The sequence below is a fragment of the Prosthecobacter sp. genome (genome assembly GCF_044373815.1).
Classification (GTDB): Bacteria; Verrucomicrobiota; Verrucomicrobiia; order Verrucomicrobiales; family Verrucomicrobiaceae; genus Prosthecobacter.
Genome location: NZ_JBIPNG010000266.1, coordinates 1 through 9,014 on the forward strand (window position 1 = coordinate 1; position 9,014 = coordinate 9,014).

A 9,014-nucleotide genomic window follows, 5' to 3' on the forward strand; every position below is an offset into this window, starting at 1 on the left:
GGGCCTTCTTTTGTTCGTTGAGGAGGTAGTGCAGGTCTTTGCGCAATTTTTCATCCCAGAATTTGGCGAATTCGGGGTCGGGATTCAGGATGTCGGCCAGACTGCGCACGTGACCACGGTGGTCGATGACGGCGACGCGGAGGTCGTGGATGTATTTGTCATCCGGGGAGAGGCGGTCGGCCTCCGGCATGTCCTGCACGGGGCGGAACTGGGCCTGGCTGGTCATGAACTTGCGCACGGCGTCTTTCTCGCCGTTCACGAACCACCAGTTGGCGTCGTCCTTGATGCCGAGGCCGCTGGCGAATTTCTTCATCATCTCCGGGGTGTCATCGGCATCGAGGGTGAAGCTGACAAGCTGGAGGCCGGACTCGTCGGCAAATTCGGCCTGCAGTTTCTTGAGCTTGGCGATGACGGCGGCGCAACCACGTGGGCAGCGGGTGAAAACCCAGGAGATGACGAGGACCTTGCCTTTCAAATCTTCGAGATGGACGGTTTTGCCGCTGCGCTCGGTGAGTTCGAGGTCTTTTTCGAGACGACCAAGGATCGGCGGACGGTTCACGTCGTTGTCGATGCGTGAGCGATAGATGAGGTAGTTGTAAAAGACGACGAGGCCGAGGACGGCGATGATGACGGGCACCCAGATGGTCCAGGGGCTGAGCTTGGCTTTGGCGGGAGAATCGTTCATGGCGGTGCAGTTACGCGTGTTTCCAGGCGATGATGGATACGGTCAGAATGCCGGGGAGATACATCAGCGTGCAGAAGAAAAGTTTGCGAGCGGTCACGCGTTCGGGCTGGCGATTGAAGCGAAGCGCCAGTACGCAGAGCCAGCCGCTGAGCAGGAGAGCGGGGGGCAGGAACCACCAGGCGTAGGCTGCGCCAGAATAGACGGGATAGAACATCAACAGCACGGTGCTGACGGCATAGGCGAGGGCGTGCTGCGAGGTGCGCGCACCGTGTTCATCGTCGTTGGCGAGCATGACGAAGCCGCCTTTGCGGTACTCGTCGCGGTACATCCAGTTGATGGCGAGGAAATGTGGAAGCTGCCAGAGGAAGAGCAGGAGGAAAAGGTAGATGGCACCCGGCTCGACCATGAGCTCCCAGCGGAAATGCGGTGCGGTGCCCGCAGGCAGCGGCCCGGCGGCTCCCGCCCAGCCGATGAGCGGTGGCAGCGCGCCGGAGACGGCACCGACGAGGGTGTTGGTGGCGCTTTGGCGCTTAAGCGGGGTGTAGATGAAGAGATACACCGCGAGGGTAAGTGCGGTAAGGGCCGCAGCTTCCATGTTCACCTGGATGGTCAGATGGATGAGCGCCCAGGCGCTGAGAAGCCAGCCGATGCCGAATGCTGCCGAAGGACTGACGCGCCCGGAGGGCAGGGGACGGTCCAACGTGCGCTGCATGCGCGAGTCGGGCTCGATCTCCATGAGCTGATTAAACACCGCAGCACCGAAGGCAGCGAGGGTGCTGCCGATGATGGTGTGAAAGAGCAGCCAGAAGTCGAAGCCTTTGGGCGCACGCAGCCAGAAGCCCACAAACGTGGTGACGATGACGAGCGCACTGAGGCGGAATTTCGTCAGGGTCAGCAGGTCGCGGGTGGTCATGAGCGGTTAGCGGAAAAACTTTTTCGCCTTCTCGAAGAAGGTCTCTTCCATGGGAGAGGTTTGTTCACCGAGGGATTTGGCGAATTCGTCGAGCTTGCCGCGTTGTTCGGCATTGAGCTTGGTCGGCACAGCGATTTGGACGTGGACGTAGAGATCGCCGAAGCGGTCTTCGCCCAAGATTTTCATGCCTTTGCCGCGGAGGCGGAAGGTGGTGCCGTTTTGGGTGCCGGCGGGCACTTTGACGGAAGCCTTGGCCTCCATGGTGGGGACAGTGAGCTCGCCACCGAGAGCGGCGGTGCCAAAGGAAAGCGGGATGTCGCAGTGGAGGTCGTTGCCTTCGCGCTCGAAGATCTCGTGCGCTCTGACTTGGACGACGATGTAGAGATCGCCGGGAGGGCCGTTTTTCACGCCGAGGTCCCCGTTGCCGGTGGAGCGCAGACGGGAGCCGTCTTCGATGCCTGCAGGCACTTTGACGCGGACTTTGGTGCGTTCCTTGGAGCGCCCGGTGCCGCTGCAATTGCGGCAGGGGTCGCTGATCATTTCACCGCTGCCACTGCAATCCGGGCAGGTCTGCTGGATCTGGAAGAAGCCACGTGAACTGATGACTTGGCCGACGCCGCCGCAGGTGCGGCAGGTTTTTTTACCACCGCCGCTGGCCGAGCCGGAGCCGGAGCAGATTTTGCATGAGGCGCTGCGCTCGTACTCGATCTCACGCTCCACGCCGTGCGCGGCGTCTTCGAGGGAGATTTCCATGCCGTAGCGCAGGTCGCTGCCGCGTTGCGGGCCGTCACGACGACGACCGCCGCTTCCACCACCGCCACCGCCGAAGAACTGTTCGAAGATGCCACCACCGCCGCCGCCGCCGAAGACTTCACGGAAAATGTCGAAGGGATCGTGACCACCGGCGGCCGGGCCGCCCATGCCACCGGCGAAGGCGGCGTGGCCATAGCGGTCGTACGCAGCGCGTTTTTGTTCGTCGCTGAGGACGTCGTAGGCTTCGCCCACTTCCTTGAATTTACCTTCGGCCGATTTGTCGTCCGGGTTTTTGTCGGGGTGAAATTTCACCGCGAGCTTGCGGTAGGCTTTTTTCAATTCCTCGGCCGAGACGTCGCGGGAGACGCCAAGGACTTCATAATAATCGCGTTTTTCGGCCATAGCTGGGTAGAAAGAGGGTTACGCCTCTGCAGGGGGCGTTGGACCACTGGAAACGATGACGCTGGCGGCACGCAGGAGGCGGTCCTTGAGCTTGTAACCACGACGGGTGACGCGGATGACGGTGCCTTCGGGGACGGTGGGGCTGGCTTCTTGGGCGACCGCCTCGTGAAGATTGGGGTCAAAGACTTTGCCCTGAGCCTCGATTTCCAGCGCACCACTGTCGCGCAGGAAATCTTGAATCTGGCGGTTCACCATACTCATGCCCATGAAGACCATGGACTTTTCGGACTCCTGGCGAGCGGCTTCGAGACCCATGTCGAAATTATCGAGGATGGGGCACAAGGCGCGCAGCAGATCGCCATTGGCGTAGGCTCGGGTTTCCTGGGCCTCACGGGCGGAGCGTTTGCGGAAGTTGTCCAGCTCGGCCTGGCTGCGGTAGGCCATGTCTTTCCAGCGTTCGACTTCCTGGGTCAGAGCGGTGATGGGGTCAAGCGGGGCGGCATCCTCCACTGAAGCGGAGGCTTCAGGATTGGAGATTTCTTCAAAAGCTGCTTGCTGGGTCGTATCGGGACTCGGCTCGGTCATAGGTTTTCGCGGTGATTTGGGGGGCCGCGACTATGCCGTCTTCTGGATAGCAATCAAGGTGATGTCGTCATGGGAGCGCCGACCCTTCAAAAAGTGCTCCAAATCCAGGATGATGCCGCCGATGACGGCTTTGGGTCCGTTCGGGGCATGTTTGGCGAGTTCCTCCTCCACGCGTTCCTCGCCGAATTCGATGCCTTTGGGGTCCATGGCCTCGTTCACGCCGTCGGTGTAGAGCAGGAGGCAGTCGCCGGTCTGCATTGCGAAACTGGCGTCCTTGGTGACGCGCTCAAAGACTGCGCCTTTGTCGATGCCGACGCCGAGGCCGGGGGGATGGATGGTCTCGACCTTGCCGGTGGCTTTGCGCCAGAGCAGCGCGGCATTGTGACCGGCACGCGAGAGGGTGAGGTTTGAGCCGTCCTGCTCGACCACGACGTAGGACATGGTGATGAACATGTCCTCGCGGATGTCCGGGGCGATCTGGCGATTGACGGCACCGAGAACGGTGCTGGGGGAGGCGGAGCTGGAGGCATTGGCGCGCATCAGGGTGCGGCACATGACCGTGATCATGGCGGCACCGAGACCTTTGCCCGAAACATCGGCAATGACGGCACCAAACCGACCGTCAGGCAGATTGAAATAATCAAAATAGTCACCGCTGAGGGTGCGGGCGGGGATGTTTTTGCCCGCGATGATGAAGCCCGGGACCTGGGGGTCGCGATCTGGCAGGAGCACCTTTTGGATCTGACTGGCGTTTTGCAGCTCCTGCTGATCCATGCGGTTCTTCGCCGCCTCCTGGTGCGACATGGCATTGGCGAGGGCGAAGGCGGACTGCTCGATGAGCGAATTGAAGACCTCGAAGTCGTTGGCGTTGTAGCTGCGGCCGTCTTTGGGAGAGGTGACGGCCAGAACACCGAGCCTGCGGACGCCAAAGCTCAGGGGGCCGATCATGGCGGTGACGTGCTGCTGGGAAGGCACCAAGTGCTGGCCGAGGCGTTTGTCCGTGCCGAGATCCGGCAGCAATTCGGTTTTTTGCTGCATGAAAACGCTGCCGAGCAGACCTGACTGCACTGTTTCTGCATGCATGCGCAAGGTGCTGAGGAGGGTGGCTGAATTCTCTTTCATCTGCTGCCGCACGCGCTCGGGCAGGCTGATGAGAGGGGCGCAAAAGTCGGAATAGTGCCGTGGCACGAGCTGCTGCGTGGCTTCGTCGTAGAGGTAAAGGGCGCCGCCGGTGCTTTGAGTGACGCGAATGGCACCCTCAACAATCAAGCGGTACATGGAAGCCTGCTGGTCATCGCGCCAGATGGCCTCGCCGAGATCGTGCAGGTAGTGAAACATGCGGCGTTCTTCGGCCACGATGGCCTCCTCTTCGGCCCGGAGCGCCGCGATGGCATGCTTTTGCTGACGTGCAATTTTTGCCAGCATTACCAGTCCCGCCGTCATCAGCAGTACGATCAGGACAAGAAGAGCGATGATCATGGGTGTAGGAGGCGGCCCGGCTCATCCGGGTGGCGCCTAGGCAGGAACAGCAGATGTGCCAGCCTCCAGCTCTTTTTCCAAAAATTCGATCACATCGTGAAAACGGCTTTCGTTGGCATCGCTCACATCAGCGAGGGCCTGATGAGCTGAGAGCACGTGCTGGGTCTGCACTTCTTTGCATTCCGCAGTGGTTTCGCCACAATTCTGGAGGGCGTCGCAAACTTCCTTGCGTTCGGCTTCCCAGAGCTTGCCGTCACGGTCGAGCTCCAAAATGTGGTCCAGGCCGAGGCTGGTGAGCAGCTGTAGATTGCGCTGGTTGGCGTTCACGACGCTCAAAGATCCGCCACCGGATTCGCGGAGGTTCAGGGCGGCACCCGTGAGCATGCCGAGAAAGGTGGAGTCCATCATGGGACAGCGCTCGAGATCGACGACGAGATTGCGCATGCCCTGAGAAACCACGCGTTGAAGCGCCTTCTTGGCCTGCAGGCTGTTTTGAAAGGTGCCTCGTCCGTCCACCCTCATCCAGAAAACGCGGCCGATGGTGCCAACAAGAATATGAGTGGGAGGAGTCATGCGATGCTGAGTTAGTTCCAGAGCGCGGATTGCTGGCTGACCAGTTCTTCCTTGCCGCGCAAAATGCTAATGCGCCATGCGATCACCCGGCCACTTTTTTGGTATTCTTGGCCGACGACCTGGAACTTGGAAACGTTGCTGCGATGAATGTCATCGACGACCTGTTCTTGAACACGTTTGCTGAGGCCTGATTTTGCCTGCTGGTATTCGAATTTGATCGTCACCGGGCCGGTGCGGTCAGTGGTCTTCCAGAAAAAAGCGTAATAGTGGCCGAAGCGGTCAACGATGTCCTTCTTGGTCACTGCGCCGTAAATGAAGTGCTGGCGCTCAAACAGAATGGTCGGGTTCGTCGTCTGCGGCGTGAAGAACGGCATCAGGTGGTAATACTTCACCTTGGAGATCTGTCCGCCCGGACCTTTCGTCGTGCTCGAACAGGCAGAAAGCGCAAAGGCCAGGATGGCTAAACATCCGAGGCGGAGGCAGGAGGTGCGTTTCTCTGTCGTCATGAAGGGGGGGAATATTGAATCGGGACGCTTGATGTCAACGTTCCCTTCGATTCTTCGAATCGACAAAGGATAATTTACAAAAGTGATACGGGATCGACATCCCAGGTCACAATGACGTCCTGAGGGAGGCTGGTGGCCTGCAAGACTTGCTGGATGTGGCGGCAGAGGGGGCGGATTTTGGCCGCCCGGAGCAGGAGCTGGTAACGAAACTGCCCGTGCGCCTTCGCCATGGCGCAGGGGGCGGGCTCGCCCATGAGGACGTCTTCGGACAGGCCCTCCAAGAGGCGCTTGTGAAGCGTTTGCAGGGCAAATTCGGCCATGGCCTGGTGTTTTCCCCGGCTGGCGAGGATGACCACGTGGGTGTAAGGCGGGTAATGAAAGGCGCGGCGCTGCTCCAATTCCTGCTGAGCGAAGCCCTCAAAGTCGTTGTGACGGGAAAACTGCACGGCCGGGCTGTGCGGTGCGTGGGTTTGCACGACGACCTCTCCTTTGACCTCGCCGCGGCCGGCGCGGCCGGCGACCTGGACCAGCAACTGCAGCGTGCGCTCCGCCGCGCGGAAATCCGGAAGATTGAGCGCGAGATCGGCATTCAGGACTCCGACGAGCGTGACATTGGGGAAATCGAGGCCCTTGGCGATCATCTGGGTGCCGATGATGAGATCGATTTTCTGCGCGCGGAAATCCCGCAGAAGGTCACGGAGCTGATTTTTGCGCTGGATGGTGTCCGTATCCACACGGGCGATGCGGGCCTGGGGAAAGACCTCGCGCACCACGGTTTCGACGCGTTCGGTGCCATAACCGGCGAATTTCAGGCCGGGCTCCTGGCAGGAGGGGCATTTGGACGGCGGCAGGCGCCGCGAACCGCAGACGTGACAGACGAGGCGGTTCTCGTGCTTGTGAAGCGTCATCGGGATGCTGCAATCCTGACACTGCACGGTCTCACCGCAGGCGAGACAGGCGAGCGAGGTGTTAAAACCACGACGGTTCAAAAACAGGATGGTCTGCTCCTTTTTTTCCAGGCGTGAGGTGATCGCGGCGCGGAGCTTTTCGGAGAGGATGCCGGTATTTGCCACGCTGGTGCCGGTGCCTTTGCGCCGTTCCATGCGCATATCGACGATGCGGATCAGCGGAAGTGTGCGGCCGTCTGTCCGGCTCAAAAGCTTCAGCAGTTCGTACTTGCCGCTCGTGGCATTTTCGAAGGATTCGAGGCTTGGCGTGGCGCTGCCGAGGAGGACGACGCATTTTTCGATGCTGCCACGCACCACGGCGACATCCCGCGCATGGTAGCGTGGTTTTTCGTCCTGCTTGAAGGAAGGCTCGTGCTCTTCGTCCACAATGATGATGCCGAGGCGTTCCAATGGCGCAAAAATCGCGCTGCGGGCGCCGATCACGATGTCGGCACGGTCTTCGTGAATCTTGTACCATTCATCGTGGCGTTCGCCGTCGCTTAAGTGACTGTGAAGGACCGCGATGCGATCACTGCGCTCGGAAAAGCGGGCCTTGAAGCGCTCGATGGTCTGAGGAGTCAGTGCGATTTCCGGCACCAGTACGAGTGCGGTGCCGCCACGCTCGATCACGCGGGCGATGGCCTGGAGATAGACTTCGGTCTTGCCGCTGCCGGTGATGCCATGCAGCAGGATGGGTTTGGTCTGCTCTGTGGAGTCGATCGCTGCAGCGACGCGGGTGTAGGCGGCTTGCTGTTCATCGGTGAAAGTCAGCGCCTGGCTGGGCAGGAAGGCCTCGTCGTGGAACGGATCGCGTTCCACACGAACTTCGCTGCGGGTGATCCAGCCTGCCTTGATCAGGGAGGGGAGAATGGAGGCGGCGCGGGGCACGTCCTTGCGGATCTGGCTGAGAGTCGCTTCGCCTTTGCAACTGCGCAGGATGTCGAGCACGCGCGCCTGCATCGGTGCTTTGTGCCGCAGCTTTTCGAATTCGTCCTGCGGTGGTTCGCGCAAGAGTTTGAGATGGCTGTCCATCACGAAGCTGCCCGGTTTGTCCCGCACCGCCTGGGGCAGCATGGTGCGCAGCACGGTGTGAACGGAGACGAGGTAGTACTCCGCGATCCAGCGTGCGAGTTTGAGCAGTCCGGGGGTGAACATGGGCCGCTTGGCCACGATGGAGGCGATCTCCTTGAGCCGGCCGCGATGAGGTGACTCATTCAGCAGCTCAAGCACCACGGCATTCATCCGCCGGTTTTGCAGGGGGACCATGACGCGCGAGCCCACGACGATCTCACCTGAAAGGTTCTCTGGAATGGCGTAATCGAGCTCCATGGCGGCCGCGCCTTCCAGCTGAACGCGGGCAATTTGCACGGCCGCCTGTGGGGCGGGCGCCTCAACCACAGGCGCGCCAAACAGATCGCTCTGTTTTGGCGTGGGGGCGGCGCTGGGGCTGGTGCGTGGCATGCGGGTGCATCCTAGCCGCCGTGAATCACAGGCCAAAACGATTCTTCTTTTGAGAAACAATTCACCCCGTGCGATAGTTTCACCGAGCAGGACGGAGCGAACGGCATGTGGAACTTTCTGACAGAGCACTGGCGCGACGGCGTGGAGATTTTGATCCTCGCCGCCTTGGCGTATCATGGGTATCTGTTTTTCCGGGCCACGCGTGGCGCACGCATTCTGACGGGGCTGCTGGTGCTGTTGCTGAGCCTGGCCTTGATCTCGCTGCTGCTGGAGCTGTCCGTCATCAGCAGCCTGCTGCAACGATTCTCGGTCTTCCTTGCGATCGCGCTGGTCATCATCTTTCAGCCGGAGCTGCGCCGAGTGCTGGCGGAGCTGGGCAGCAGCCGTATTTTTTCCTTCAATCGTCCGGATCCGGAGGTGCTGGATGTGCTGATGGAGGCGATGCAGCAGCTGTCGTCACGCCGCTGCGGGGCGTTGTTTGCGCTGAAGCGTGGCATTGATCTCAAACCCTATGCTGAGTCGGGCGTGGAGCTGGATGCGGTCATTTCGAATGAACTGGTCACCACGATTTTTCAGCCCAAGACTTCGCTGCATGATGGCGGGGCGATCATTGACCAGGGCCGCATCTCAGCCGCAGGCTGTGTTTTTCCGGTGAGCCAGCGTGATATTCAGGACCGCGCCATCGGCCTGAGACATCGGGCGGGCATGGG

General features: G+C 60.6%; 9 protein-coding genes. 1 reads left to right on the top strand and 8 read right to left on the bottom strand.

The features are described from left to right. From ACIREA_RS19755 to priA, 8 genes are all read right to left on the bottom strand, one after another. Positions 1-685 (bottom strand): SCO family protein (locus ACIREA_RS19755; RefSeq protein ID WP_397384062.1); only part of this gene is annotated, 685 nt, incomplete at its 3' end. Between the two features lie 10 nt (positions 686-695). Beyond that, positions 696-1,598 carry a heme o synthase gene (gene cyoE / locus ACIREA_RS19760; protein ID WP_397384063.1) on the bottom strand — a complete coding sequence of 301 codons (903 nt, stop codon included), beginning with the start codon at positions 1,596-1,598 and terminating at the stop codon, positions 696-698. 6 nt (positions 1,599-1,604) lie between these two features. Beyond that, positions 1,605-2,753 (bottom strand): molecular chaperone DnaJ, encoded by a 1,149-nt coding sequence (dnaJ, locus tag ACIREA_RS19765; protein WP_397384064.1) that lies wholly within the window; start codon positions 2,751-2,753, stop codon positions 1,605-1,607. A gap of 18 nt (positions 2,754-2,771) precedes the next feature. Continuing rightward, on the bottom strand, positions 2,772-3,338 hold the full coding sequence (locus ACIREA_RS19770) for a nucleotide exchange factor GrpE (protein ID WP_397384065.1): 567 nt from the start codon (positions 3,336-3,338) through the stop codon (positions 2,772-2,774). Positions 3,339-3,368: 30 nt separating this feature from the next. Next, entirely contained in the window at positions 3,369-4,817 is a 1,449-nt protein-coding gene (locus ACIREA_RS19775; protein WP_397384066.1) for a PP2C family protein-serine/threonine phosphatase, read from the bottom strand. A 36-nt stretch (positions 4,818-4,853) separates the two neighbouring features. Beyond that, positions 4,854-5,390: an STAS domain-containing protein gene (locus tag ACIREA_RS19780; protein WP_397384067.1), complete on the bottom strand. Its 537-nt coding sequence runs from the start codon at positions 5,388-5,390 to the stop codon at positions 4,854-4,856. Between the two features lie 11 nt (positions 5,391-5,401). Continuing rightward, positions 5,402-5,896 (bottom strand): hypothetical protein, encoded by a 495-nt coding sequence (locus ACIREA_RS19785; RefSeq protein WP_397384068.1) that lies wholly within the window; start codon positions 5,894-5,896, stop codon positions 5,402-5,404. A gap of 74 nt (positions 5,897-5,970) precedes the next feature. Then, positions 5,971-8,304, bottom strand: a complete 2,334-nt coding sequence (gene priA / locus ACIREA_RS19790; protein ID WP_397384069.1) for a primosomal protein N' — start codon at positions 8,302-8,304, stop codon at positions 5,971-5,973. A gap of 105 nt (positions 8,305-8,409) precedes the next feature. Here priA and ACIREA_RS19795 point away from each other — a divergent pair. Then, positions 8,410-9,014, top strand: a 605-nt coding sequence (locus ACIREA_RS19795) for a diadenylate cyclase (protein WP_397384070.1), incomplete at its 3' end; no start/stop codon positions are given.

Coding starts and splice junctions, on each gene's coding strand:
- cyoE (WP_397384063.1), bottom strand. CDS start 1,598: ATGACCACCCGCGACCTGCTGACCCTGACGAAATTCCGCCTCAGTGCG.
- dnaJ (WP_397384064.1), bottom strand. CDS start 2,753: ATGGCCGAAAAACGCGATTATTATGAAGTCCTTGGCGTCTCCCGCGAC.
- ACIREA_RS19770 (WP_397384065.1), bottom strand. CDS start 3,338: ATGACCGAGCCGAGTCCCGATACGACCCAGCAAGCAGCTTTTGAAGAA.
- ACIREA_RS19775 (WP_397384066.1), bottom strand. CDS start 4,817: ATGATCATCGCTCTTCTTGTCCTGATCGTACTGCTGATGACGGCGGGA.
- ACIREA_RS19780 (WP_397384067.1), bottom strand. CDS start 5,390: ATGACTCCTCCCACTCATATTCTTGTTGGCACCATCGGCCGCGTTTTC.
- ACIREA_RS19785 (WP_397384068.1), bottom strand. CDS start 5,896: ATGACGACAGAGAAACGCACCTCCTGCCTCCGCCTCGGATGTTTAGCC.
- priA (WP_397384069.1), bottom strand. CDS start 8,304: ATGCCACGCACCAGCCCCAGCGCCGCCCCCACGCCAAAACAGAGCGAT.